Below are 24937 nucleotides of genomic sequence, written 5' to 3'. Positions count from 1 at the left end.
AGAGGCGGAACACATTTCTTAAACGGTTCAGTCCAGTAGTGCGGGTAATGAGCCGGTCGGGAGAGTTCTGTCCACGCTGCGGTGACGAGATACCGGAGGGCACTGACGAGCGTCCGGAGCTTGCGGGTGCCGGCGGTCAGCGCAACTCCGAGCACGTCCTCTGTGACGCCTGCTACTTCGAGGAGTTCGACCTGGTGGACGCCCCCGACACAATCCAGGTGCGGGTCTGTTCACGGTGTGGCGCGGTCCACAAGGGGAACCGCTGGGTCGACATCGGCGCGGAGGACTACACCGACATCGCCGTCGAGCAGGTCAGCGAGGCCCTAGGAATTCACGTCGACGCCCAGTCAGTGGCCTGGCAGGTCGCCCCGGAGCAACTCGACAAGAACAACATCCGGATGCACGCGGAGTTCTCCGGCGTCATCCGGGGGACGCCGGTCACCGAGGAAGTCACCGTCCCCGTCCGCATCTCCCGGCAGACGTGCAAGCGCTGCGGGAAAATCGCCGGGGGCTCCTTCGCCAGCATCGTCCAAGTGCGGGCCGACGGCCGCGACCCGACCGACGAGGAGCGGGAGCGAGCCGAGGAGATAGCTCAAGAATACATCGCCGCCCGCGAGGAGACCGGCGACCGCAACGCGTTCATCACCGAGACCAAGACCGTCGACGACGGGCTGGACATGAAGATTTCGACCAACCAGATGGGGCTTGGCATCGCCAAGCGCATCACCGCCCAGCTGGGGGGCTCCTACTCCGATTCGCGGCGTCTCATCTCGGAAGACGAGGACGGCCAAGAGCTGTACCGGATGACCTACGCCGTCCGCCTGCCCCGCTACCGACAGGGCGAGGTCATCGACCCGGAGGACGGCGACGGGCCGGTCCTGGTCCGGTCGGTCCAGGGGAACCTCAAAGGCGTTCGGCTGGCGACCGGCGAGGACTACGAGGCCAGCTTCGAGGCGGGCGAAACGCCCGATGCCCGCCGGCTGGGGTTCCGCGAGGACGGTCAGCAAACGACGCTCGTCGCCGTCGAAGACGAGAACGCGGTGCAGGTCCTCGACCCCGAGACCTTCGAGAGCAAGACCGTCCCGCGGCCGGACTACCTCGACACCGACGCCGACGAAGTGCCGGTGCTGAAGAGCCACGCGGGGTTGCACATTCTCCCCGACACGGACGCCGATGAGTGACGACCCGAGCGAGGCGGCCGACCAGCGACTCGCCGCCGTCGTCGCCAAACCCCGCTCGCAGGTCGCCATCGAGTCCCTGCAGGCCGAAGGTGTCTACGACGACGCCAGGAGCGTCACCGAGTGGACCGCAGACAGCGTCGCCGTTCCGGTGACCGCCCCGCCACAGGAAACGCAGTTTCGGGAGATCGTCCGGCAGGTCGGCGAGCGCCGTCTCCGAACGCTCGACGACCACCTCCGGGAACGGGGCTGGACCGACGAGGAGATCGAACGGGCACCCGGCTCGTGGGCCGTGCTCGGCTCCGTCGTCCTGGTCGACATCGGCGACAGCCCCCGGCCGTCCGAGGTCGGCGAAGCGTTGCTGTCACTCCACGGCGAGGCCGAGACGGTGCTGGCACGCCACGGCATCTCCGGCGATCACCGTGAACCCAGCGTCGAAGTCATCGCCGGCGACGGCGACACGGAGACGGTCCACACCGAACACGGTACCCGGTACGCGATGGACCTCGCCGAGGTCATGTTCTCGCCCGGTAACAAGGCCGAGCGGGCGCGAATGGGTGACATCGTCGACCCCGACGAGCGCGTGCTGGACATGTTCGCCGGCATCGGCTACTTCACGCTCCCGATGGCCCGCGCCGGCGCACACGTCACCGCCGTCGAGCGCAACCCCACGGCGTTTCGCTTCCTCGTCGAGAACGTCAGGCTCAACGGCGTCGACGAGCGCGTGCATCCCTACCGGGCGGACTGCCGGGATGTGGTCCCGGGCTTCGCTGAGGAGGCGCGGGCCGACCGCGTGGTGATGGGGTACTACGAGGCCTCCGCGCCGCGCGCGGAGGACAGTCGGGCTCCGCCTGACGCTTCCTACGAGTACCTCGACAGCGCGCTCACGGCACTCGCGCCCGGCGGCGTCATCCATATGCACGAGGCGACGCCGAACCCGCTCGTGTTCGACCGCCCAATCGAGCGACTGGAGGCGGCCGCTGCCGAAGCCAACCGCGGCGTCGAGGTTCTGGACACCCGGCGCGTCAAGGAGTACAGCGAGGGCGTCGCCCACGTTGTCGTCGACGCACGGGTACAGTAAGCCACTACGACGAGGAACGAAGAGCAGCCCGGACTACGGTCGTAACGCCTAATTAGACGAGTAATCAAGAGTCTGCATGGATACACAGCAGATTATCGCCATCATCATGGTCGTCCTGATGGTCGGGTCGTCGGTGGTCTACGGGTTAGCCTTCGCCTTCTTTTAGTCCCACACGTCGGAGAGCGGGTGATTTCCGTCCCCGGACCGCGAGCGCGAGCGGTCGTGTCGGCGTTTCGTGCCCGAGCTGAGCGCCGACAGCGCCCGGTCCGGCGCGAACCGCGGCAGGTCGGGTTGTGAGAGGCGGTCGACCTGTGCGCGGAACCAGTCGGGCATGTCGTGGTCGGCCCGCTCGAAGAGGTCCAGCAGCGACGAGTCCGCGAGATACGTCGCGCCGTAGTCGTCGGGCGCGCGGACGACGCGGCCACAGGCCTGGATGACCGTCCGCAGTGCGGTCCGGTAGTACCAACCCCACTGGTCGTCTTCGAGCCGTCGGGCGACGCGGGAGTCGCGGGTGTTGGGATAGGGGGCCTTGCACAGCACCTGCCAGCGACAGAGGTCGCCTTCGAGGTCCAGCGCCTCCTCCATTTTCACCGAGAGGAACACGTCGGGGTTGTCGCTGCGCTTCCACGCCGCGAGCGCCCCGTCCCGGCCCTCCTTGTCGTGGGTGCGGACGCGCGCGCCGACGCCGAAGTCGTCGAGCAGCCCTTTCAGTTGCTCCTGAATGGCGTACGAGTGGCAGTGGACCAGCCCCTTCTCGTCGGGGTGGCGGGCCATGATGCGGACGACGGTGCGGGCGATGTCGGGTAGCGTGTCGTCGCGGTGCTCGAAGGTCATCTTCCCCTGGGCCACGTCGTACAGCGGCCGGTTCTCGACGGGGAACGTGTGGCCGACCTCCACGAGCGCGACGTTCTCGGGGTCGAGACCGACGTTCGCGCAGAACGCCTCCTTGTTGAGGATAGTCGCCGACAGCAGGGCGAAGCGGTTGCCCCGGTCCCAGACGGTGTGTTTGAGGTAGCGCTCGGGGTTCATCGGCTTGATAGTCACCGGGGCGTTCTCGCCGTCGGCCTGGTCGACGACCCAGGTCGTCGCGCTCTCGGTGTCGGTGTAGTCCTCGCGGAACCACCCGAGATCCTGCCGGAGCGTGTTCAGCGAGTCCCGTTCGGCCACCTCCTCGCCGGTCAGTTCCGTCTTCTGTCGTAGTTCCTTCACCCGGCGCTCGGCGAGGTGTTCGACCCGTTCGGTGAAGGCGACGGCCTCGTCCAGGCCGTCGATGTCGGGCACGTCGATGTCGGTCCACATGGGAATCGTGCCCGGCGAGAGGTCGATGGTGGCGTACATCTCGGCCCATTCGCCCAGCCCGTGGGCCTCGTCGATGACGACCACGTCGCGTTTCCCGAACACGTCGCTGCCGGCGGTCTGCATGAAATAGGCCAGCGTCATCGCGGCGATGCGCCGGTTCGAGGCGATGGCGCGGTCCGAGAAGTACGGACAGCGGTGCTTGACCTGGCAGTCGAACTTCCGTTCGCGCACGCACGGGGCCTGGTTCACCGGCGTGTCCGTCTCGCCGGGGAGGATGCAGTCGTAGTTGTTCTTCCCGCGGATGACACAGAGGTCCTCCAAGAGGGCGTCTTCGGCCACGTCGTCCAGCTGGGAGACCTGCGGCGTCGTGTAGTAGGCGTCGACGACCTGCTCGGGGGCCGCCTCGCCGGCAGTCCGGGCACACCCGGCGATGGCCCGGGCAAGGAGCGATTTGCCGCTGCCGGTCGGCGCGCGGACGAGGACCACGTCCTTGCCGCGCTCGAAGGCCGCACGGATGTCAGCCAGGGCCTGCTTCTGGTTGCCCCGGTAGGACGGGGCAGGGAACTCGTCGGTAATCCGCGCGGGGTACACGCGAGAAAGCAACGGACGAGGCGGCCTAAACCTTTCCTGTCGTCGGGTGGGCGTCGGCCAGCCGTCCGGTATTACTGGGATGAGTCGTGTTCACAGGCACACGGTCGTGGTACTGATACTCTCGGAACTCTTATACATATACCCCCTGTACGTATATTCGCAATGGCAAACGGTAAGGTTGATTTCTTCAACGACACAGGCGGTTACGGTTTCATCTCGACTGAGGACGCGGACGATGACGTTTTCTTCCACATGGAAGACGTTGGCGGCCCTGACCTCGAAGAAGGCGAGGAGATCGAATTCGACATCGAACAGGCCGACAAGGGCCCCCGCGCGACGAACGTCGTCCGCAACTAAGGCAGATTTCCGGTCGCTCGGCGACCGTATCTGACACTTGTTCTTATCGAAGCTCACTCGACGAGCAGCGCGTACAGCACGGCACAGAGCCCTGCAACGGTCACGAGACCCCTGACGAGTAACACGATCCCGGTTCCCGCGCCCGCCCAGTCAGTGACGGTGACGGCGGCGTAGACGCCGGCAGTTAGCGACGCAATGCCGACGGCGAGCCACTGCATCTTCGGTGCGTCGTTGCGCCGGTAGCCGCGGTAGGCCAGCGACGCGACGAACAGTCCGACGACGGCCGTCACGGCCCGCGAGAGTTCCGCGACGAGATCCGGTGCGAGCAAGTCGAGGACCACCGTCACGACGACCCACCCCTGTAAACGGTCCACAGGATCGTTCCGAGTCCCAGCAGTTCGCAGGCGCTCACGAGGAGCGACCGCCCGACGACGCCGACGCCGGTGGCCGTGGGCAGCGCGATTCGGAGGAGTTCCGGCACGGTCGTGAGCAGGAGCAGCCCGATGGCAAGCATCAGCATGCCGGTCCGGCCCGGCCCGCGACGGTAACCGCGGACGAGGACGACGGCGATGGCGGCCGAGAGCGCGACCGAGAGGAGCGAGAGCGCGACGACGGCTAGCGCGATTCCCGGCTCGGTTCCGCCCGTTCGTAACTGGAGTAGCGTCGCGAGCATCTCAGGACAGTCCCTCGAATAAGTCGGTGAACCGGTCCGCCGGGTCCTTCGAGGACCGCGTGACCGTTACGTCGTACGTGCCGTCGGCAAACGTCACGCTCACGTCCTCAACCGTCGCGACGTAGCGCTTGTAGTGGTGACCGTCGGGATCGACGGCCTGCCGTTCGGCGACGAGGCCGGCGTCCTCCAGTCGGTCAAGGCGGCGGTACGCCGTCGGGTCGGACATCTCACAGGCCGTACAGAGTTCGGAGACTGACATCGGTCCGGTGGTGAGTTCGGCGATGATGGCCCGCGCGTACTCGTCTTCGAGCAGCGCGAGCAACTCGTCGTCGCCGACCGCGTCCATGCTCGCTTCCAGCGTACGGGACGCAATAAAAACGGTCCACTGGCTTCCGACTCAGAAGCAGTGCCCGCGGGGACATGTCGGCTCCGGCAGACCGCCAGTGTATGCCACCGAAACAGCGAGACGGCCGGGAGAGCCAGAGCGTCGTCGAGCGGGTCGTCTCTCGTGTCCTCTGGCCGGTCTGGAACAGCGCAGACGGCAGGCTCAGAGCACCACTCCGCGCCGTGCTTCCGGCAGTGCTGTCGTTTCTCGCCCTCGCGGCGCTACAGACCGTCGTTCGAGCGCAGTTCACACATCCCATCCGAGAACCGGTCGAAGCGGCCGGAATCGGAGCGGTCCTCGTCGCCACCGTGTTCGTCAGCGCGCGTCTCCTCGACCGTCGACCCATCGACGAGTACGGCCTGTCACTCGACCGCCGCTGGTGGCGGTCGTTCGCCGTCGGCGGCGCGATAGCGACCGTCGTCAACGCCGGCGCGCTCGCCGTTGCTGTCGGCGCGGGCTGGGCCACGGTCGTCGGCGTCGCGGAGGGTGCGGGCGACCTCCCGTTTCTGCCGGCGATGGTCGTCGTCTTCACGTACGTCGCCCTCGCGTCGGCGTGGGAGGAGGTCGTCTTCCGGGGCGCAATGTTGAAGAACCTCGCCGAGGGGGCGGACGGTCCGGTCCCGCGCTGGGCGGCGGTCGGGGTCGCAGTACTCGCGAGTTCGCTCGTCTTCGCCTTCCTGCACGGGGGCAAGGTCGACCACCCGAGCCAGTACGGCTACTACCTGCTCGCCGGACTCGTCCTGAGCGGCGCGTACGTGCTCACCGGCGACCTCGCGCTCCCCATCGGCTTTCACGTCTGGTACAACTTCACTCAGAGCGCGGTGTTCGGTCTCGGTCACTCCCAGCAGACGCCCGAACTGCTCGCCGTCGAGACCGTCGGTCCCGCTCGCTGGGTCGGCGAGGAAGGAGTCGTCTACTCGCTCTTCGTCGTCGTCGGGGGCCTCCTGCTACTGGCGTACGCTCGCTGGCGCGACGGCCGTCTCAGAATCGACGAGCGCGTGACGCAGTGGACGCCGAGGTTCGAACGGGAGACGCGACGACGTTAGAGGGCGGCCACATCCGCCGCCGTTACTTCCCGGTCGTCGGGCAACTGGTCAATGCAGTCATAACAGAGGAAATGCTCCGTATCGTCGCCGAGTTCGAGAACGATGCCCTCGGTCGGGCGAGACTCCTGCGACCAGATATTGGCGATGCCGCCAGCTATCGAGACGCTCGTATCGCACCCGTCGCAGGCTCTAGAGGCCATTAAACCATATTTATGCACTGTGTATACTTCAAGGTAGCTGGCCCCTTCGACAGTTCAGTACGGTTAACTCTCGACATACTTTTATCATCTGATGGGTTCCGTCAAGGTAATGCAAATACTCGTAACAGGCGGTGCCGGGTTCATCGGCGGTCACCTAGCACAGCGGTTCGCCGCCGACAGCCACGATGTCGTCGTACTGGACAACCGCGACCCATTTTATGATCTTGATATCAAGCACCACAACGTCGAAGCGGGACGGGAAGCCGCCCGGAACAGCGGCGGGAGCTACGAGTTTATCGAGGGCGACGTCCGCGACGCGGAGCTGGTGACAGAGCTCGTCGCCGACGCGGACTACGTCTACCACCAGGCCGCTCAAGCCGGCGTCCGTCCAAGCGTCCAGAACCCCCGCAAGTACGACGAGGTCAACGTTGACGGGACGCTGAACCTCCTCGATGCCTGTCGCGACGAGGGTATCGAGCGGTTCGTGATGGCCTCCTCCTCCTCGGTCTATGGCAAGCCACAGTACCTGCCCTACGACGAGGAGCACCCGACGACACCGGTTTCTCCCTACGGCGCGTCGAAGCTCGCGGCCGAGCGCTACGCTTGCGCCTACAGCGAGGTGTATGACCTCCCCGCCGTTGCCCTCCGCTATTTCACCGTGTACGGCCCGCGGATGCGCCCGAACATGGCCATCTCGAATTTCGTCTCCCGGTGTCACAACGGCGAGCCACCGGTCATCTACGGCGACGGCACGCAGACGCGGGATTTCACCTACATCGAGGACGTCATCGACGCGAACATGACGCTGCTACACGAAGACGCTGCAGACGGCAAGGCCGTGAACATCGGGTCGACCGACAACATCGAGATCAAGACGCTCGCGACGGAGATCCGCGACCAGATCGACCCGGACCTCGAGCTGGTCTACGAGGAACGCCACGACGCCGACGCCGAACACACCCACGCCGCGACCGACCGTGCCGAGGAACTGCTGGGCTACGACCCGGACCACACCATCCGAGAGGGCGTCTCGAAGTTCATCGACTGGTATCGAGACAACCGCGACTGGTACGAGCCGCTCGTTCGACAGTCCTGAATCGCAGGCAGTCTGACACGACGGCAACCGAACAGGCCACGGTTTTAACCTCGTTCCGTCCTGCAGGAAGGGTATGCATGTGCTCGTGACCGGTGCGACGGGGTTTGTCGGGAACCACCTCGTCCCGGCGCTCCTCGCGGCCGGTCACAGCGTCCGCGCGCTCGTTCGCGACCCAAGCGAGTACGCTCCACCCGACGGCGTCGACGTGGTGACAGGTGACCTGCTCGACGCGGGCAGTTTCGATGCCGGCCTCGACGGCGTCGATGTCGCGTACTATCTGGTCCATTCGATGCGTGCCGGGAGCGACTACGCCGAGCGGGACCGACGGGCGGCGCGGAACTTCCGTCGAGCAGCCGACGAAGCCGGCGTCGACCGGGTCGTCTACCTCGGCGGCCTCGGCGAGGACGACGAGATGCTGTCGAAACACCTCCGGTCGCGCCGGGAGGTCGAGTTCATTCTCCGAGACGGCGAGTACGACCTGACGACGTTCCGGGCGGCCATCATCATCGGCGCGGGTTCGGCGAGCTTCCGGATGATACGCGAGCTAACGACGCGACTGCCCGTGATGCTGACACCGCGCTGGGTACGGACGGACTGCCACCCCATCGCTATCGACGACGTCGTCTCGTACTTGTTCGGCGTGCTCGACAAGCCGGGAACGGCCGGCGAAACCTATGAAATCGGCGGCCCCGAGGTGCTGACCTACGCTGAGATCCTGAAACAGACAGGGCGACTCATGGGGAGCGGTGAGCCGACAATCGTGCCGATACCGGTGTTGACGCCGAAACTATCAGCGTACTGGGTCGCCCTGATGACCGACGTGCCATCAAGTGTCGCCCGTCCGCTCATCCACGGGCTGAAAACGCCGGTGGTCGCGGACACCGAGGCTGCTCAGGCACAGTTCGCCGTTGACCCGACATCGTTCGCGGATGCGGTCAGGCTGGCGCTCAGCGAGCCGCGGAGTCGAGACGCGGCACGGGCGGCCGCAGCCACGGGTGGTGCGGGCAGATGAGCGGCGACAGCGCCCGGCCAGAGTACGGGGAAACGTGGGTGTACGAGAGCATCATCGGCGCGCTGCCGGGGATTCGGCTCCCGACGTGGGCGGCGATGGCGATTCAGCTCCTCGTCTTCGAGGTTGCCATCATCGCCCTGTCGTGGTACTACGAGGTCTGGAGCGCCGCAATCGCTGGAACCGTCGTCGTGTTCGTCGCCACCATCGGAAGCGCAGAAATGCTCCGGATCAGCACGCTCATCCGGCGTATCGACGTGCCACCGACCTACCGTGCGCTGCTGTTCGCCTCGAACGTCGAAGTCGTGTTGTCCGTCCTCGCGTACATCGCATTGCTCACCCATCTGTTCGTGTTCGACCCACAGGTCAGTTCGATGCCGCTGCTGAACCGGCTGTTCGGGTCGGAGCCGCCGGTACTGGTCGTGTACCTGACGCTGCTCATTCTCTGGGATGTGAGTTACCGCATCGGGACGGGGTGGTGGGCCAGCGTCACAGGCCTGTGGCGGTCGGCTCGCTACCGGTTCGACCCCGAGACAGCGCGGGTGTTCATGCGGGCCGACTTAGAGATCTGGGGCTTTGGCGTTCTCCAGCTCGTACTCGTGCCATTCGTCCTCGACCAGCCGGTGTTGCTCGCGGCGCTGGTCGGCCACGTGATAGCCGTCACAGCCGTGACGGCCGTCTCTGTCGGACTATTGCGCTACCGGTCGAGAACGGCCGGCGTCAGTCGGAGTTAATCTGCTTGAACTGGTCGAGGAGTTCCTCTGTCGACTCCTCGCCGTCGTAATCGACACTCCCGTGGTATGTACTCCGGTCGTCGTCTTCCGACAGGTCGACCTCGCTGTTCTTGCGTTCACGGCGTTCGTGTTCGTCGTCGTCGTACGCTCCCATCGACATAGGTTACCACAGTGAAACTTGGCTGGTAGTGACTATCAATGTAACGGTGGTCCCAGAAACTGTCCCACACGGGCGATAGAGCTATCAATCAGTCCGAACGGCGGCGTTTCGGCAGGGCGGAACGCCCAAGACCACTGACCGTCTACACGACCCTGTGGCTGGTCCCTTACGTCTGCGACAGTCGAACGAGCGATGGAGCGAAGATCGGGTCCGGAACGACCTGCTGACACCGCTGCAGAACACCTTCGGTGCGACGATGGAGGGCCCGTGGTTCGCCCCGCCGGAAGGGTGGGCCGCGCGCCGGCTGGAGATGGACAACGGTGATCTGGCGCTGTTTTGCTGGAACGGTCAGCGCGCCTACTGGGTCGGAAACACGGAGACACCGGAGACGCTGTGGCGGACAGAAAAATACACGTTCGACGAGGTCCCCGACGACATCAGCGAGTGGGTCCAGCGCGAACTGTTCGCACAGCTAGAGGTGGAAGACCCGTGGCTCACCGAGTACGAGGCGCTGGCGCACTTCTTCCTCCCTGTGTTTCTGTCGAAGGACGGTCGCGAGTCGACACGGACGTTCTTCCGAGACCACGCCGGCGGCTTCCCGGACGCCGACCGGGCGGACGGGCTGGCATTCTACGATGACTTCCTCGCGACCAGCGAACTCGACGACTACCGCTACACGATGGCGAGCAAACTCGGGACCAGCGAGGGCTTTGATCTCTCGCGAATGCGGGCGACGATGGGCGAGTTCAACGTCGCCAAGCTGCTCGTCGATGCGGGCAACGACATCACGCCCGAGGTCGAACTTGACTCGGGGCACTCCGTCGACTTCCGGGTCGAAGACACGCTCGTCGAAGTCACTCGGCCGCGGCCGCCGTCCCGACGGCAGGTCGACACTGCCGTTGGTGCGGTGAAGGCCTCCGGGGACGCGAAGACACGCGACCAGCTAGCAGCCCATCCCGGTGCGGTCCTCGTGGTCGACTGCAGTTCCTTCCCGGACGACGACTGGAAACGGGTGTACGGCGAACAGCCGGATGTAGGGTACTCACCGACAATCGTGTTCCGCGCTCGACCGGACGGCAGCATGGACGGGTACGCCTACGGCTCGGTTCCGTTCCCGCTACCGTTCTAACACCGCAGGTCCGTTATCTTCCCCGAAATTCGGGCGTAACATATAACGCGCCGGACCAGCAAGACTGAGAGAGATAGCCGTGGTGGACGACACAGAGCAACCGAAGGCCAGCGGTTCGGGACAGTCCGTCTCTGAGGTGATGGACCGGCTCGAATCGCTCCGGTCTGCGGAGGAAGAACGCGCCGAGAGCGCCACCGCCGGCGTCCTGCTGGACCAGCTGAAGGAGGTCGAACAGCGGCTGCTGGCCTTCGGCGAGGCGTTGGGCGGCACCGCCGACACCGTGACAGACCTCCCGTTTACAGAGGAAGCCGGGCTGGACCACATGCCCGAACCGCTGTACGTCCGCCACGACACCGAGATGCTGAATCAGGTCACGTCCTGGCTCCTCCAGGACCAGCACATCGGGTTAGTGAGTCCTTACGGCACCGGAAAGACGGCGTTCCGCGAAATCGTCCTTCGGGACCTCTCGAAACACGAGGGGTTTGTCATCACGCACCTGGACAACCCGCGGGAGACGACGCCCCGGAAACTGTACCAGACGGTGTTGACCGCCGCCTACGCCGCAGGGTACTCCATCGACCAGCGAAACTACTCGCAGGTCCGCGACGGGATTCCGTGGGCGACCGCGGAGGCGAAAGACGCCGTTCACGAAATCGTCCATCGCGTGCGCGAGGACGGCAAGACACTCCTGCTGGTCGTCGACGAAATCGAGGTGCTGGAGGCGGACCTGCTGTCGCCGCTGCAGGTGGCCGGCGACGCCGGCGTCCGACTCTTTCTCACCGGGACACCGGAGGGGAAACGGCGCGTCGCCGAGATTCGCGGGACGCTGGACTCCCGGCTGCGGTACTACGAGGGTATCGACCCGTTCTCGCCGGACGACGTGGCCGAGTACGCCGCCCGCTCGCTTGCGTACTTCCGGGACGACCCCTATGAAGGGCAGGCCCCGGACCTGTTCACCCGGGCCGCAATCGAGGACATCCACGAGCGGACGGAGGGCAACCCCAGGGAAGTCCGCATCGAGTGTCGCGAACTGTTCACCAGAGCGGCGTTCGTCTGGTACCGAACCGGGCAGGACATCTCCCGCATCCAGATCACGCCGGAACTGCGCCACCGACGGTTCGGAATGGGTCGCTGAGCGGTCCTGAATGGGTATATAAACCACCCACGTTAGGTAGTATCACACTGTCGAGTGTGGCATGCAGTGGGGCGATATACCGCCCGTGACCACAGCTTTTATATAGAATCACATTCAATCATCGTTTGACTATGGCTCAACAGCAGATGGGCAACCAGCCCATGATTGTACTTTCCGAGGAGTCCCAGCGGACATCCGGAAAGGACGCGCAGTCGATGAACATCACGGCCGGGACGGCCGTCGCCGAGGCCGTTCGGACGACACTGGGTCCGAAGGGCATGGACAAGATGCTCGTCGACAACTCGGGCTCGGTCGTCGTCACGAACGACGGCGTCACCATCCTCGACGAGATGGACATCGAACACCCCGCCGCCAACATGATCGTCGAGGTCGCCCAGACGCAGGAAGACGAAGTGGGCGACGGCACGACCACGGCGGTCGTCATGGCCGGCGAACTCCTCTCGAAGGCCGAGGAACTCCTCGACCAGGACATCCACGCCAGCATCCTGGCCCAGGGATACCGCCAGGCCGCCGAGAAAGCCAAGGAGATTCTCGAAGACAACGCCATCGACGTCGACGCCGACGACACGGAGACCCTCGAGAAGGTCGCCGCGACCGCGATGACCGGCAAGGGCGCCGAATCCTCCAAGGACGTCCTCGCCGAACTCGTCGTCCGCGCCGCACAGTCCGTCGTCGACGACGACGGCAGCGTCGACACCGACAACATCCAGATCGAGACCGTCGTCGGCGGCGCAACCGACGAGTCCGAACTCGTCGAGGGCGTCATCGTCGACAAGGAGCGCGTCCACGACAACATGCCGTTCGCCGTCGAGGACGCCGACGTGGCCCTGCTTGACACGGCCATCGAGGTTCCGGAAACGGAGCTCGACACCGAGGTCAACGTCACCGACCCCGACCAGCTCCAGCAGTTCCTCGACCAGGAAGAGAAACAGCTCAAGGAAATGGTCGACAAGCTCGCCGAGGCCGGTGCTGACGTCGTCTTCTGCCAGAAGGGCATCGACGACATGGCCCAGCACTACCTCGCGCAGGAAGGCATCCTCGCTGTTCGCCGCGCCAAGAAGTCCGACATCGAAGCGCTCTCGCGCTCGACCGGTGCGCGCATCATCTCCAACATCGACGACATCGAAGCCGACGACCTCGGCTTCGCCGGCTCCGTCGCCCAGAAGGACATCGCTGGCGACGAGCGCATCTTCGTCGAGGACGTCGAGGACGCCCGCGCTGTCACGATGATTCTCCGCGGCGGCACCGAACACGTCGTCGACGAAGTCGAGCGCGCCATCGAGGACTCGCTCGGCGTCGTCGCCGCCACGCTGGAGGACGGCAAGGTCCTGCCCGGCGGCGGTGCCCCCGAGACGCAGCTCGCACTCGGCCTGCGTGACTACGCCGACTCCGTCGGTGGGCGCGAACAGCTCGCTGTCGAGGCCTTCGCCGACGCCATCGACGTCATCCCGCGCACCCTCGCGGAGAACGCCGGTCTCGACCCGATCGACTCGCTGGTCGACCTCCGCAGCAAGCACGACGGTGGCGCAGTCACCTCCGGGCTTGACGCCTACACCGGTGAGGTCGTCGACATGGAAGACGACGGCGTCGTCGAGCCGCTCCGTGTCAAGACCCAGGCTGTCGAAAGCGCAACCGAAGCAGCCGTCATGATCCTCCGCATCGATGACGTCATCGCTGCTGGCGACCTCAAGGGTGGCCAGGGCGACGACGACGAGGACGAAGGCGGACCTGGCGGCCCAGGCGGCGCGCCCGGCGGAATGGGCGGCGGCATGGGCGGCATGGGCGGCGGCATGGGCGGCATGATGTAAACCCACTTTTTGCAACTCCTTCGGGCGCTTCGCGCCCTCAGTCGTGCAAAAACTTGGGGAAAAATCGCTGCTCGTTCCTGTCGCGCGCCTTCGGCGCGCGGTAGTCACTCGCTGCGATTGAACCGGCGCGCTGCGCGCGCCGGATACTTCCCGCCGATTCGAGCGACAATCACCGCGGTTCTATCTTCTCTGTCTTCAATCCGACCCAGTCACGACGCTGTCGTTCTGTCGGCTGTCGCACTGCCCACGCGTCACGCGCAGACGCCACGGTCAAACCGACACAGTACCTTGGGCCGGTATGGACCTGACACGGACCGAACGACGGCTGCTGTGGAACGGAACGACGCTTGCGGGCGTGGTTCACCTGCTCGTGCCGGGGCTGTTACTGTCGCTGGCCCGACTGGGCTATCGCTGGGTGCTGGCGGTAGAGTTTACGCCACAGGAGGGGTCCCGCCGTCGGGTCAGACTGCTCGGCGTCGGATTCCTGGCTGTCGCGGCGGCTCTCAAGCGGCTGTTGGAGTAAAAGCTACTGCACGGCAGACTCGACGTATTCGACGGCTTCGGCAGGTGTGTCGACGTGTTCGATTGCGTCGCCGCCGTCGAGGCGGTGGGTTCCAAGCCCGGCGACGGGCCGGCCCATGTCAAGCGCGTGGCCGAGTTCCGAGAGCGTCCCGGTGCCGCCGTCGACGGCGATGACAGCCGCGCCGTTCATGACGACGAGGACGTTGCGGGCGTTTCCGAGTCCCGTCGCTATCGCCGTCTCGACGTAGTCGTTCGCGGCGGCCCGGCGCTCACCGGGAAGGATGCCGATAGTGTGGCCGTCAGCCTCGCTCGCGCCTCGACAGACCGCTTCCATCACCCCGGACAGCCCGCCACACACCACGTCGTGGCCCCGCTCGGCGAGGTTCCGGCCCACCTCACGCGCCTGTCGGTACTGTTCGTCTGTGACTGTCGACCCGCCGATGACCGAAACGCGCATAGCTGGACATGTGCGGGAGAACGGAAAAACGGCCCCGGATTACAGCTGGTCGAGCCAGTCCTGCGCGCGGGACTCGGTGGTCTCGGCGATGTCAGCCAGTTCGGCCGCGTCGTATTCAGCCAAGTCCGCAACGCTGTGGATGCCAGCGTCGTGCAGACGGTCGGCGTAGGTCGGGCCGATACCGGAGACGCTATCCACATCCGCGGGCTCGTCGTCGGCCTCCACATCGTCCGCAGTGTCACCAGTCGCGTCAACGTCGATGTCGGTGAGTTCCGACTGGTCGTCACCGTCTTCGGCACCGGAATCGGGGGACTCAACCTCGATGTCGACCTCCTCGCTCTCGTTGCGCTCCGAGTACCACTCGGCGACCTCGGGCCAGAGGTCGGCGTGAGTCGACGACGAGACGGAGAGGCCGATGTGGCCCGTCGAGAACTCGATGGTGCGCGTGTCGTCGCTAGCGATGACATCGTTGAACGGCTTGGAGGCCTCCGGCGGGATGAGGTGGTCGTACTCGCCCATCAGCTGGAGGACCGGCATGTCGATGTTGTCCAGATCGACGTGCTTGCCGTTGAGCTCCAGCTCGTTCCTGTAGAGCTTGTTGTCCTGATACACGTCTTCGAGGAACTGAACGTAGGCCTCGCCGGCCACGTCGATGCCGTCGCCGAGCCACTTCTCCATCCGGCCGAAGTTCTCGACAAAGCCCTCGTTCTCCATGTTCTCCGCGAACCGGATGTACTTCGTGACGTAGTTCTCGACGGGGTCCATCAGCGCAAACCCGATATCGAGCATGTCCGCGGGGACGTTGCCGAAGGTGTCGGTCACGTCGCTGGGTTCGTAGTACTCGTCGGAGCCCCACTCTTCGAGGACGCCACCGGTGTGGTCGAAACACAGTCCTGCGGCCATCAGCCCGAGAGCGTTGACTTTCTCCTTGTGGAGTGCGGTGTACATCACCGACATCGTCCCGCCCATGCAGTAGCCGAGGATGTTGATGGCGTCCTGGCCGGAGCGCTCGCGGACCACGTCGACGCAGTTGTCCATGTAACGGTTGACGTAGTCGTCGAGGGTGAGGTGCTGGTCGAGCCGCGAGGGCTCGTTCCAGTCGATGAGGTACACGTCGTGGCCTGCCTCAAGCAACCGTCGGACGACCGACCGCTCCTCCTGCAGATCGAGGATGTACGGCCGGTTAATGAGGGCGTAGACGATGAGGATCGGGACATCTTCCTTCTCCTCGTCCGGTACCTCGATGCCGGCAGCCTCGGCGTCGTAATGGAGGAGTTCGAGCTTGTTCTCCTCGTACACGACGTTGCTTGGCGTCTGACCGACTTCGACGGACTCCAGCAGTTCCAGCCGCTCGTCTGCGATCTGACTGGTCTCGGCGGCGTCGGTCATGTTCTCCAGTGTCTTGCGCTGCCAGTTGAGCGCGGCCTCGAACGGATTGAAAGGATTGCTTGACATGATTACTCTTCTAAGTGTTCAAGCACGCGGTCGAGTTTCTGTTCGACCGCGTGCTGTCGGCGCTCAAGCTCGATGAGTCGCTCGCCGACCTCGTCGACATCGTCTCGCGTCGGGAAGCCGAGCTGTTCCAGCGTGTCCTGGCTCAGGTCGTCCGCTTCTTGTTGCATCTCCATCATCGACTCGACGAGCTGGCCGTTGGCGGCCGCAAAAGCCGAGGTTCCCATGACGTGTTTGAACGCCTCGTTGGCGGACTGCAGCCAGATGTCACGGAACTCGGCGGGATCGACGTCCTCGCCCCGAGCGGCGTCGGTAGAGCGTTCGACCATCTGCTCGGCGGCGTCCATCCACTCCTCGTAGGCGCGGTTGTAGCCGTCCATCCCCTCGGCAAGGTCCTCTTGCTCCGGGATCGTATCCTCGACAGCATCGGCCCACGACTCCACGAAGGCCGCCTGGGCCTTCATGTTCTGCTCCATCGAGTCGGCGACCGCGTTGTTCATCTCCTCAACCATCTCCGTCCATTCCTCCTGAATGTCGTTTGTGTTGCTCATAATAGTACTTCGGCGGCGGGCGCACAAAAAAGCCGACTGTCGTAGTTACGCTTCGACGTCGACAGCGTCGGCGGCTTCGGCCTGCACTTCCTCGACCTGCTCCTGAATCTCCTCGACCTGTTCTTGGACTTCTTCGAGTTGCTCGCCGAACTGTTCGGCGGCCTCGACAGACTGCGATTCGAGTTCCTCGTGGGCCTCGACGAGCATGTCGATCTGGTCGTTGACGGCTGTGACGTACTCGTCGGTCATCTCGTCGTAGGTGTCGACGCCCTCTTCGAGTTCCGTTTCCATGTTGTCGAACAGTTCGGCGTGGTTCTCAAGCAGGAAGTCGAACTGCTCGTCGACGGTCTCGCGGATCTGCTCGACGGTTTCGGTCATGCCGGGCATCGTCGACGCCATCGCGTCGAGGTAGCTGTGGAACGCGGTCTGCTGGAGCTCGACACCGCGGCGCTGTGCCGACTCCTGTGTGTCGAGGCTGTCGATAACCGCGTTGTTGACGTTCTGCTGGAAGGAAACGCTCTGCTCGAGCGCTTTCTGGCTCTGCTCTATCGTCGCACGCTGCATCTCGAACGCTGTCGTGACGGGGGTTGTGTAGTCTACCATTGTTGGGTTACTCGCTGTTGTTGTTAGTGACCGGGAGGACGACGGCTTGCACGATGTCGCCTTCGTCGATACCCAGCGCCTCTCGCTCCGCATCGGGGATGCTGATCCGACCCCCGCTCTGCACGCGGGTCTTGAACGTCGCCATCTGGCTCATGGCACCGAGCTGATTCATATCGAAACTCGGCATGCCACCGTTGGCGAACATCTGTTTCATCAGCTGCTGTTGCTGTTCCATCGCGTTCTCGCTCGCCTGTTGCATCCCCTTGAACATCGGAGGCCACAGCAGGCCATCATCCTCGTCGGCCATCGGTCAACTACATGTACTCTCCTCAACAGTATAAACTTTCCGCTGAAAACCATTGAGTACCAATGAATGGTAAAGAGTGGTATCAGCGGTTCATGAGCGGCGAGGGACGTGCTACGCCCTGTAGCACCGGTAACGGTAAGCCCAAACACCCGTCTGACGCCCGTTAGACGGCGTTTACCGACAGCTGAGACGAAACCAACGCCAAGGTTTAATAAGCCGACCAATAAACTAGCAGGACAGATGAGTTCTGAATCGCCACGAAACCCGCTGTTAGACACATGGACTGAAACATCGTCACACATGTTCAACAGCGTCGTCGCAGCTAACCGGGCAGCGTTTGCCGCGTTCGGCGTCCAGCAGGAGGACGAAGACGGCGTAACGCCCGCAGACCGTATCGAACCAGACGAAGATCTCCCGGAATGGCACGTCTCGATCTCCGAAGACCACCCGGGCCGCCTCGGCGTCGGCGACCACGTCGATTTCACAAAGACAATCTCGGAAAACGACGTGCAACAGTTCGCCGCCGCGAGTGGCGACACGAATCCGCTTCACCTTGACGACGAGTTCGCGGAGCAGACACGTTTTCGCGGCCGTATCGCCCACGGGACGCTCGTCGGGAGCCTCATCAGCGCGGCGCTGGCACGGCTGCCGGGGCTGACTATCTATCTCTCACAGGACCTGGAGTTCCACAACCCGGTCCGTATCGGTGACCGGCTCACTGCCGAATGTGAAATCGTCGAGGACCTCGGCGACGAACAGTACCGGCTGACCACGCGCGTCCTCGCTGACGACGACGTCGTCATCGACGGCGAAGCGGTCGTCCTCATCGACGAGTTGCCGGAATAACTCAGCAGAACGCTCGAACGGCCCGGTTGAAACGGTCGGGATGTTCCCGCGGTGGACAGTGCCCGCAGTCGTCGAATATTTTCAGCGTGCTATCGGTGACCATCCCAGCCGCCCGCTCGGACCATCGACGGGGGAGCAGCGGGTCGACAGCCCCGTGAATCAGCATCGTCGGCACGTCTAGTTCCGCTAATCGGTCGGAGTAGTCGGTCCGGAACCCACACCACTGAAACTCGCTGCGCTGCCAGCGCCGCATCGCCCGGACGGTCTGTCGGTCGACAGCGCTATTGACGTCCTCGACCAGTTGCTGTGGCGGTTCGCCGGGACTCATACTTCGGAGACTGTTTCGGATCGCCGACTGGGACGATCCGACGCCCTGCCAGAGCATGTTCCCGACTATCGGGGTCTGCAGGACGCTGCTGGCCGCTGTCCGCCAGTAGGCATCGGCTCCCAGTCCGTAGCTGTCGACCAGCACCAGCCGCTCGACGGGACCACCATCGAGCGCGTGGCCGAGCGCGATTGCGCCGCCCATCGAGAGGCCGGCCAGCGCGGGCTCCTCGATGCCGAGCGCGTCGAGGAACTCGGCGAGGGTCTCCAGGTAGTAGTCGGTCGTGTACGCGCGGTCGGGCTTGTCGCTGTCGCCGTGGCCCGGCAAATCGAGCGCGTACACCGTTCGATCCGGCGCGAGCGCGGGGAGCGCGTGCCGCCACGAGACGGTCGCGGCGTCCAGCCCGATGCCGTGGAGAAACACCAGAGGCGGTCCCTCGCCGCCGGTCCGGTAGTGGATGTCGACGTCCTCACCGTCGACGGAGAGTTCGACGCGTTCGGACCGAATCCCTGTAGTCATCGGCGTTCGTTCGGGACCGGACGCGTATCAGCCTTTCAGTTCCGACAGCCCGTCACTCGGTTCGCTCGTACGCACCGTCCTTTCGGAGCCGGGCCTGTTCGCGGACGACGGCCGGCGTCCGACACCGGCCTGGCTCGCCGGTGACCTGTGGCACGGTGCAGTTGTTACAGCTCTCACACAGCGCGTCCGCGCCGTCGAGCAGGCGCGCGCCGAGCCGCGGCTCCGCGTAGAAGGGGCGGGCCATCCCGACAGCGTCGGCGGCGGGGGCGGCCCCGGTCGCGCCGAGATACCGGTCGCAGTCGGCGCGCGTCCGGAGTCCGCCCTCAAGCAGGACCGGCACGTCCACGCGCTCGCGGACCGCCCGACAGAACGCGGCGTTCCAGCCCGGGTCGCGGCCGAACCGGCGGGCCTGCAGTCTGTTGAGCAGTTGGACAGCGTGCGCTCGCAGTCGGCCGCCGAAGACCGCCGCATAGTCGTCCTGCAGGTCGCTGGCCGCCCAAGCGCGGTCGGGGAACGCGCCGCGGACGATGCTCATGTCCCAGAACGGCGACACCTCGACCGGGACGAGTCCGTCGTAGCCGATGGCCGCCGCCCGCTCGGCGATGCTCACACCGTCGGCCCGGGAAAGGTGCCTTCGAACGAAAGCCGGTGCAGCGGTCTCCGCGGGGACCTTCGTGACCAGCGGCACGTCCCCGGCGTGGTCGCGGACGGCGTCGTGAATCGCTTCGAGGAACCGGACGCCGTCGCCGAACTCGTCGTCCCGGCGATTGTAGAACGGCGAGAGGAACTGCTGGATCAGGCTCATGTTCGCCGCCGAGAGGTGGATGCCGTCGTAGCCGGCGTCGACGGCGTAGCCGGCACACCGGCCGAACTGCTCGGCCAGGTCCCACACCTCGCCGGTCGATAGCACGTCCGGTCGCAGGGATATCAGGCCGGCCCGGTCGAGCGCCCGGAGTTGCCAGGGCGGGCGGCTGACGGCCAGTTGGCGCTGGTCCGGGTGCCGTCGGCGGTACTCGGCGTGCCAGGTCGCCATGCTCCGGAGGCCGCCGTGGGCCAGTTGCAGGAAGATTCGGCCCCCGTGGTCGTGGACCGCTCCGGTGAGCCGGGAGAGCCGCTCGACGAAGGCCGGGTCGTGGACCCGCGTCATGTTCGGCGCGGCGCAGCCACCGCGGTCGGTGACGATGCTCGCGCCCTGGAAGAGGAGGCCGACCCCGGAGGCGGCCGTCGGTTCGAGTTCGTCGACGAGGGTGTCGACCGCCCCCTCGCCGTTGCCGGCACACTCCAGTACCGGTGCGCGATACAGCCGGTTGGGGACCTCGACGCCGCCGATGGACAGCGGCGTCTCCAGCGCAGTCACGACTGCTCGCGCTCGTCGAACGTCGCTGCTGTGCGGGCGCTGTCCCGCGCTGTCGCCTGCTGGATGGCCGCCCGGACCTCCGTCGGCGAGTCGAATTCGCCGTCGGTGCTGTGAGCAAGCGCGGCCGGGCGGTCCTCGGCGGGTGGCGTGGTGCTGCCGTACTCGTCTGCCAGTTCCTCCACGCGGACCGGGTACGCGTCGCCGCCGGTGGTGCGGCCGACCGTCGCTTCGACCCGGCGGGCGCGTTCGCTGGCCCGCTGCCGTGCCGTCCGCTGTGGATTCATGTGTGGAAATAACACACTCGTCGTCAAAAACACTATCGCTACTTCTCGACCGGCAACAACGCGACCCGCTCCCGGACGGCGTCGGGGAGGCCGCCGGCCGTCGCGGCGAGTTCGGTGTCGGTCACGTCGAAAAACGACCGGACGCGGTCCTCGTCGTACTCGCCGACCGTCGACGCGGGCGCGAGGCGGTCACGAACCTCGTCTGCGGCCGCGCCGATGTCCCCAGCCCCGTTTTTGCCCATGTGGGAACCGTCCGCGTCGGGGTCGACGACGACAGCCACGACGGGACAGTGCCCCTCACTGACGCCCATCGTCAGCGCGCGGTTTATCTGGCGGCGACCGGCCGCGTACAGCAGTATCTCGACGCCGAAGTCGTCGGCGATGGCGTCGTCGCGGGCGTGCGCTCGGGCGGCGAGGTCGACGGCCAGTTCGAGATGGGCACGGTCCGCGACGTAGCGGGCGTCGAACGCCTGCACCGTGACGCCGTGGCGGTCGCTGATAGCGCCGAGCGTCTCCACGAACGACCCCACCTCGTCGATTTCAGCAGTGCCTTCGACAACCTCCATTAGAAATCACCTAGACTGGACTGGTCGTCGCTTGCCGTCGCTTCCTCGTTCGTGTCCGTTTCGCCGTCGTCGAGGTCGACCGAGACGTCCGCCGCGGGCTCGACGCCCTCCATCGACGGGTCACGGTGACCGGCGTTTTCCAGCACGTTCTCAGCCGTCTTCCGGCGGCCCCGGAGCGCCGCCAGCACGACCGGTTTCTCGGCGTCCCGGAGTTCGGCGCGGTCGGTGATACCGGCCTGGAACAGCCGGCGGGCACGCTTGCGGCCGACGCCGCGGACGCCGGCCAGGTCGACCAGCTCCTCGCGGACACCGTGTTCGACGCGGATGCGGGCCTCGCTGATGGCCCGCGCGGCGTCTAGGTCGACCTCGCTGGCCAGCGATTCGGCGGCCCCCAGCAGCCACTGGGCCGTCTCGACCTTCCCGCGGATGTCGCCCGGGCCGACGCCGTACCGCTCCGTGATGGTCGCCTCGTCGACCTCCGTCGCCCAGTCTTCGAGCAGCCGGGCAGTCTTCAGCGCCGAGAGCCAGTCCTCGAAGCGGCCCTCCTCGAACTCCGAGGGCGTGGGGCCGAGTAGCTCCTGCTCGCGCTCGAACAGTTCCATCTCGTACTCCTCGCGGTCGCCCGAGCGGAGGTACAGCTGGTACATGTCCGGCGTGCGCGAGACGAGATGGTACAGGCCCAGCGCTGAGATATCGTCCGGGTCCCTGTCGTCGTCGCTTTCGTGAGCGTCCTCGGCCAGTTCGCTTGCGGTTGTGAAGCCGCTGTCCGCTGGCGGTTCCGCTTGCGTGTCAGCCGGCGACCCACTTGCCGACGTGCTATCGCTGGCTCCCCGTTCCCAGTCCCGCAGGCCGTCGACGATTTCGGCGGCGCTCATCGGGTCCAGATAGAGCCGCGAGACGGTGTGGCCCAGCGACGTGGCGTCCAGTTCCCCGTCGTCGATTTCCAGAAAGTCGTTGCGCTGGAGGTACGTGAGCACGTCGTCGACGACCCGTTCGAGCTGGCCGCCCTCGTCGGTCTGGCTGGCGTACAGCGTCTGTTCGAGGAATTCGAGCAGGCCCGACCGCGAGCGGGCGAAGCCGGAGGCGACGGTCGCGAGGATGTGCGTCCGCAGGGCCGGCTCGGCGGCCAGTTTCGACCGGACCGGCTCGGGATCGGCCCAGACGTACCGCTCGAACAGCTCGTCCACCTCGTCGTGGCTGGACGCGATGAGGACCGCCTCGCCGTAGGGGTCTAGCCCCGGCCGGCCGGCCCGCCCCATCATCTGGTGGACCTCCAGTACGGACAACGGGGCCATCCCGCCGGCCGAGCCGTCGTAGCGCCGCCAGTCGCGGACGACGACGCGGCGCGAGGGCGTGTTGACGCCGGCCGCGAGCGTCGGCGTCGCACAGACGACCTTCACCAGCCGGTCCCGGAAGGCGTCCTCGACGAGTTCGCGGTGGCCTCGCGAGAGGCCGGCGTGGTGGAACGCCGCCCCGCCCGCGACGGCGTCCGCGAGGTCGTCGCTCGTCTCGGTATCGCTCACGTCGCGGATCTCCTCGGCGATGTTGGCCAGTTGGGCCCGCTCCTCATCGGTGAGGTGGGGCCGGACGGTGTTTGCCAGCCGGCCCGCCGCCGCCTCGGCGTTGCGCCGGGAGTTGACAAACACCAGCGTCGACCCGTCGTCTTCCAGCGTATCCCGGACGATGGCCGCCGTCTGTTTCTCGTTATTCTGCACCGAAAGGCGCTGCTGGCTCCCGTCTTCGAGATGCAGCGCCTGCCCGTAGTGAACCCCCTTCTGGAGGTCGATGGGCCGCCAGTCGGAGTCGACGAGGCCCGCGTCGAGCCACGTCGCCAGCGCTTCGGCGTTGCCGATGGTCGCCGACAGCGCCACCGTCTGCAGGTCGGGATTGAGCCGCCGGAGCTTCGCCAGCGTCACCTCCAGCGTCGGCCCGCGCTCGCCGTCGTCCACGAGGTGGACCTCGTCGGTGACGACGCAGGTGAGGTCCTCTATCCAGGGGGCGTCGTTGCGCACGAGCGAGTCCACTTTCTCGCTGGTGGCGACGACGATGTCCTTGTCCGCGAGCCACCCGCCCTCCGACTCGTAGTTGCCCGTCGAGACACCGATGTCGAGGCCGTACTGTTCGAACTCCTCGAAGTCGGCCTGCTTCTCGCTTGCCAGCGCCCGCAGCGGAACGATGTACAGTGCCTTGCCGCCGCGAGCGACCGAAGAGAGCATCGCTAGCTCGGCGATGAGCGTCTTCCCGCTGGCCGTCGGAATCGACGCGACCAGGTTCTCCCCCTCGGTGACGCCGGCCTCGACGGCCTCGGCCTGTGGCGGATACAGCTCCTCGATGCCGTCGTCGCGCAGGTGGTCCGGGAGCCACTCGGGCACGCCCGGCAGGTCCGCAACGTCCATTACACCCCGATTGGGTCCTGCCCCGATTTAAACTGTCGCACTGCACCCGCTCGGTCCGCTGGCCCATCGAGCACCGAGGGGAACGCCTTTGCCCGCGAGCGGCTAACACGAGGTATGCGAGTCGAGTACGACTACGACACCTGTATCGGGATGTTCCAGTGTGTCGCGGAGTGGGACGCCTTCGAACGCGACGAGGACGCCGGCAAAGCGGTGCTGGCGGACAGCGAAGAACAGGACGAAGACGTGTTTGTCCGGGAGGTCCCGGACGACGCCGAACTGGACGCGAAGTTCGCCGCCCGGTCCTGCCCGGTCGACGCCATCACCGTCTACGACGACGACGGCGAACAGCTCATTCCCTGATTATTCCTTCGACGGTGGCTTCGAGGACGACGGTGCCGTCCCCGCCGGCCGGTTCCGCGGCGGTCGCGTCAGCCCGGTCGGCTTCGTCGCCGCGGTCGACGCGCCGGACGGTCACGTCGCCGACGATGGCCACGCCGCCGTCGGCCCGTGGCTCCACGCTCGTCACCGTCAGTTCACAGACCAGCGGCTGGCCGGTGTACACCGGCCGCTGGAACCGCAGGTCCATCCGCGAGGCGAGCACTTCGAGGTCCCCGCCGATGCTGGTAAGCAGTGACGCGGTGAGCAACCCCTGAACCATCCGCCGACCCTCCGCGTCGGGGTCGGTGTGGCGGGCCTGGTCGTCGCCGGAGAGGACGGCGAACTGGTCGACGTCTTCGGGCCGGAACGTCCGCGTCTCGGTGAACGTCTCGCCGGCTTCGACGGGAGGCATGTGCGGGCTGTCGGCGCTGTGCCCGAAAAAGCCACGGCCTCGTCCCGAAACCCACAGGGG

Annotated in this window: 30 protein-coding genes; 13 read left to right on the top strand and 17 right to left on the bottom strand. The window is 65.8% G+C overall.

The genetic code is table 11. The features are described from left to right. Positions 1–47: 47 nt before the first annotated feature. The gene (locus AMS69_RS04940; protein ID WP_053966951.1) at positions 48–1181 is read left to right on the top strand and encodes a 60S ribosomal export protein NMD3; all 1134 of its coding nucleotides are present in this window, start codon (positions 48–50) and stop codon (positions 1179–1181) included. After that, the gene (locus AMS69_RS04935) at positions 1174–2259 is read left to right on the top strand and encodes a class I SAM-dependent methyltransferase (RefSeq protein WP_053966950.1); all 1086 of its coding nucleotides are present in this window, start codon (positions 1174–1176) and stop codon (positions 2257–2259) included. The genes AMS69_RS04940 and AMS69_RS04935 overlap by 8 nt, the downstream gene beginning before the upstream one ends. A gap of 162 nt (positions 2260–2421) precedes the next feature. Here the strand turns inward: AMS69_RS04935 and AMS69_RS04930 are convergent, their stop codons facing one another. Beyond that, on the bottom strand, positions 2422–4149 hold the full coding sequence (locus tag AMS69_RS04930; RefSeq protein WP_053966949.1) for an ATP-dependent DNA helicase: 1728 nt from the start codon (positions 4147–4149) through the stop codon (positions 2422–2424). Positions 4150–4311: 162 nt separating this feature from the next. Between AMS69_RS04930 and AMS69_RS04925 the strand changes: the two genes are divergently transcribed. Next, positions 4312–4506 carry a cold-shock protein gene (locus tag AMS69_RS04925; RefSeq protein WP_004516469.1) on the top strand — a complete coding sequence of 65 codons (195 nt, stop codon included), beginning with the start codon at positions 4312–4314 and terminating at the stop codon, positions 4504–4506. A 53-nt stretch (positions 4507–4559) separates the two neighbouring features. Here AMS69_RS04925 and AMS69_RS04920 read toward each other — a convergent pair whose 3' ends face one another. Genes AMS69_RS04920 through AMS69_RS04910 form a run of 3 tightly spaced genes read right to left on the bottom strand, consistent with a single transcriptional unit; the run spans position 4560 to position 5525 of the window. Further along, on the bottom strand, positions 4560–4853 hold the full coding sequence (locus tag AMS69_RS04920; protein ID WP_053966948.1) for a DUF7521 family protein: 294 nt from the start codon (positions 4851–4853) through the stop codon (positions 4560–4562). Further along, positions 4850–5179 (bottom strand): hypothetical protein, encoded by a 330-nt coding sequence (locus tag AMS69_RS04915; RefSeq protein ID WP_053966947.1) that lies wholly within the window; start codon positions 5177–5179, stop codon positions 4850–4852. The genes AMS69_RS04920 and AMS69_RS04915 overlap by 4 nt, the downstream gene beginning before the upstream one ends. Before the next feature lies 1 nt (position 5180). Further along, positions 5181–5525 (bottom strand): ArsR/SmtB family transcription factor, encoded by a 345-nt coding sequence (locus AMS69_RS04910; protein ID WP_053966946.1) that lies wholly within the window; start codon positions 5523–5525, stop codon positions 5181–5183. Between the two features lie 101 nt (positions 5526–5626). Here AMS69_RS04910 and AMS69_RS04905 point away from each other — a divergent pair, with 101 nt between their 5' ends. After that, positions 5627–6610 (top strand): CPBP family intramembrane glutamic endopeptidase, encoded by a 984-nt coding sequence (locus AMS69_RS04905; protein WP_053967037.1) that lies wholly within the window; start codon positions 5627–5629, stop codon positions 6608–6610. Here AMS69_RS04905 and AMS69_RS04900 read toward each other — a convergent pair. Next, positions 6607–6810 (bottom strand): DUF7561 family protein, encoded by a 204-nt coding sequence (locus AMS69_RS04900; RefSeq protein WP_053966945.1) that lies wholly within the window; start codon positions 6808–6810, stop codon positions 6607–6609. The genes AMS69_RS04905 and AMS69_RS04900 overlap by 4 nt on opposite strands. A gap of 109 nt (positions 6811–6919) precedes the next feature. Here AMS69_RS04900 and AMS69_RS04895 point away from each other — a divergent pair, with 109 nt between their 5' ends. The 3 genes from AMS69_RS04895 to AMS69_RS04885 all read left to right on the top strand — a co-directional run bounded on the left by AMS69_RS04895 (position 6920) and on the right by AMS69_RS04885 (position 9649). After that, a complete protein-coding gene (locus tag AMS69_RS04895; RefSeq protein ID WP_053966944.1) occupies positions 6920–7906 on the top strand; it encodes an SDR family oxidoreductase in 987 nt (328 codons plus the stop codon). A 73-nt stretch (positions 7907–7979) separates the two neighbouring features. Continuing rightward, entirely contained in the window at positions 7980–8918 is a 939-nt protein-coding gene (locus AMS69_RS04890; RefSeq protein ID WP_053966943.1) for an NAD(P)H-binding protein, read from the top strand. Continuing rightward, complete coding sequence (locus tag AMS69_RS04885) at positions 8915–9649, top strand: DUF7530 family protein (protein ID WP_053966942.1); 735 nt, start codon at positions 8915–8917, stop codon at positions 9647–9649. Before AMS69_RS04890 ends, AMS69_RS04885 begins: the two co-directional genes overlap by 4 nt. On the opposite strand, the gene AMS69_RS20525 is transcribed toward AMS69_RS04885, so the two are convergent. Then, complete coding sequence (locus AMS69_RS20525) at positions 9636–9809, bottom strand: DUF5786 family protein (protein WP_170082563.1); 174 nt, start codon at positions 9807–9809, stop codon at positions 9636–9638. The genes AMS69_RS04885 and AMS69_RS20525 overlap by 14 nt on opposite strands. Positions 9810–9963: 154 nt before the next feature. Between AMS69_RS20525 and AMS69_RS04880 the strand changes: the two genes are divergently transcribed. The 4 genes from AMS69_RS04880 (at position 9964) to AMS69_RS04865 (ending at position 14425) form a co-directional block, all read left to right on the top strand. Then, on the top strand, positions 9964–10938 hold the full coding sequence (locus tag AMS69_RS04880) for a DUF5784 family protein (RefSeq protein WP_053966941.1): 975 nt from the start codon (positions 9964–9966) through the stop codon (positions 10936–10938). Between the two features lie 139 nt (positions 10939–11077). Continuing rightward, positions 11078–12073 (top strand): ATP-binding protein, encoded by a 996-nt coding sequence (locus AMS69_RS04875; protein WP_053967036.1) that lies wholly within the window; start codon positions 11078–11080, stop codon positions 12071–12073. A gap of 146 nt (positions 12074–12219) precedes the next feature. Next, a complete protein-coding gene (gene thsA / locus AMS69_RS04870; protein WP_053967035.1) occupies positions 12220–13902 on the top strand; it encodes a thermosome subunit alpha in 1683 nt (560 codons plus the stop codon). Positions 13903–14200: 298 nt separating this feature from the next. Then, positions 14201–14425, top strand: coding sequence for a hypothetical protein (locus AMS69_RS04865; protein WP_053966940.1), 225 nt, complete (start codon positions 14201–14203; stop codon positions 14423–14425). Positions 14426–14428: 3 nt separating this feature from the next. On the opposite strand, the gene AMS69_RS04860 is transcribed toward AMS69_RS04865, so the two are convergent. From AMS69_RS04860 to AMS69_RS04840, 5 genes are read right to left on the bottom strand one after another with little or no spacing between them, the layout of a single operon-like run. Continuing rightward, on the bottom strand, positions 14429–14881 hold the full coding sequence (locus AMS69_RS04860) for a TIGR00725 family protein (protein ID WP_053966939.1): 453 nt from the start codon (positions 14879–14881) through the stop codon (positions 14429–14431). Positions 14882–14920: 39 nt separating this feature from the next. Beyond that, entirely contained in the window at positions 14921–16336 is a 1416-nt protein-coding gene (phaC, locus tag AMS69_RS04855) for a poly(3-hydroxyalkanoate) polymerase subunit PhaC (RefSeq protein ID WP_053966938.1), read from the bottom strand. Positions 16337–16338: 2 nt separating this feature from the next. Further along, positions 16339–16884, bottom strand: a complete 546-nt coding sequence (locus AMS69_RS04850) for a poly(R)-hydroxyalkanoic acid synthase subunit PhaE (protein WP_053966937.1) — start codon at positions 16882–16884, stop codon at positions 16339–16341. Positions 16885–16929: 45 nt separating this feature from the next. Beyond that, positions 16930–17487 carry a hypothetical protein gene (locus AMS69_RS04845; RefSeq protein WP_053966936.1) on the bottom strand — a complete coding sequence of 186 codons (558 nt, stop codon included), beginning with the start codon at positions 17485–17487 and terminating at the stop codon, positions 16930–16932. Positions 17488–17494: 7 nt separating this feature from the next. Further along, positions 17495–17794 carry an AbrB/MazE/SpoVT family DNA-binding domain-containing protein gene (locus AMS69_RS04840; RefSeq protein WP_053966935.1) on the bottom strand — a complete coding sequence of 100 codons (300 nt, stop codon included), beginning with the start codon at positions 17792–17794 and terminating at the stop codon, positions 17495–17497. A 300-nt stretch (positions 17795–18094) separates the two neighbouring features. Between AMS69_RS04840 and AMS69_RS04835 the strand changes: the two genes are divergently transcribed. Then, positions 18095–18640 (top strand): MaoC family dehydratase, encoded by a 546-nt coding sequence (locus AMS69_RS04835; protein ID WP_080508796.1) that lies wholly within the window; start codon positions 18095–18097, stop codon positions 18638–18640. 1 nt (position 18641) lies between these two features. Here AMS69_RS04835 and AMS69_RS04830 read toward each other — a convergent pair whose 3' ends face one another. The 5 genes from AMS69_RS04830 to AMS69_RS04810 are packed head-to-tail and all read right to left on the bottom strand — an operon-like array spanning position 18642 to position 24087. Beyond that, a complete protein-coding gene (locus tag AMS69_RS04830; protein WP_053966933.1) occupies positions 18642–19484 on the bottom strand; it encodes an alpha/beta fold hydrolase in 843 nt (280 codons plus the stop codon). 52 nt (positions 19485–19536) lie between these two features. After that, on the bottom strand, positions 19537–20841 hold the full coding sequence (locus tag AMS69_RS04825; RefSeq protein ID WP_053966932.1) for an oxidoreductase: 1305 nt from the start codon (positions 20839–20841) through the stop codon (positions 19537–19539). Continuing rightward, on the bottom strand, positions 20838–21125 hold the full coding sequence (locus AMS69_RS04820) for a hypothetical protein (RefSeq protein ID WP_053966931.1): 288 nt from the start codon (positions 21123–21125) through the stop codon (positions 20838–20840). Before AMS69_RS04820 ends, AMS69_RS04825 begins: the two co-directional genes overlap by 4 nt. 38 nt (positions 21126–21163) lie before the next feature. Further along, the gene (gene cgi121 / locus AMS69_RS04815) at positions 21164–21691 is read right to left on the bottom strand and encodes a KEOPS complex subunit Cgi121 (protein WP_053966930.1); all 528 of its coding nucleotides are present in this window, start codon (positions 21689–21691) and stop codon (positions 21164–21166) included. After that, on the bottom strand, positions 21691–24087 hold the full coding sequence (locus AMS69_RS04810; RefSeq protein WP_053966929.1) for an ATP-dependent DNA helicase: 2397 nt from the start codon (positions 24085–24087) through the stop codon (positions 21691–21693). Before AMS69_RS04810 ends, cgi121 begins: the two co-directional genes overlap by 1 nt. A 114-nt stretch (positions 24088–24201) precedes the next feature. Here AMS69_RS04810 and AMS69_RS04805 point away from each other — a divergent pair, with 114 nt between their 5' ends. Next, positions 24202–24447: a ferredoxin gene (locus AMS69_RS04805; protein WP_053966928.1), complete on the top strand. Its 246-nt coding sequence runs from the start codon at positions 24202–24204 to the stop codon at positions 24445–24447. Here the strand turns inward: AMS69_RS04805 and AMS69_RS04800 are convergent. Then, positions 24437–24877 carry a MaoC/PaaZ C-terminal domain-containing protein gene (locus AMS69_RS04800; RefSeq protein ID WP_053966927.1) on the bottom strand — a complete coding sequence of 147 codons (441 nt, stop codon included), beginning with the start codon at positions 24875–24877 and terminating at the stop codon, positions 24437–24439. The genes AMS69_RS04805 and AMS69_RS04800 overlap by 11 nt on opposite strands. Positions 24878–24937: the final 60 nt, after the last annotated feature.

The sequence above is a fragment of the Haloarcula rubripromontorii genome (genome assembly GCF_001280425.1).
GTDB classification, from domain to species: domain Archaea; phylum Halobacteriota; class Halobacteria; order Halobacteriales; family Haloarculaceae; genus Haloarcula; species Haloarcula rubripromontorii.
This window is presented reverse-complemented; position numbering and strand designations above follow the sequence as displayed.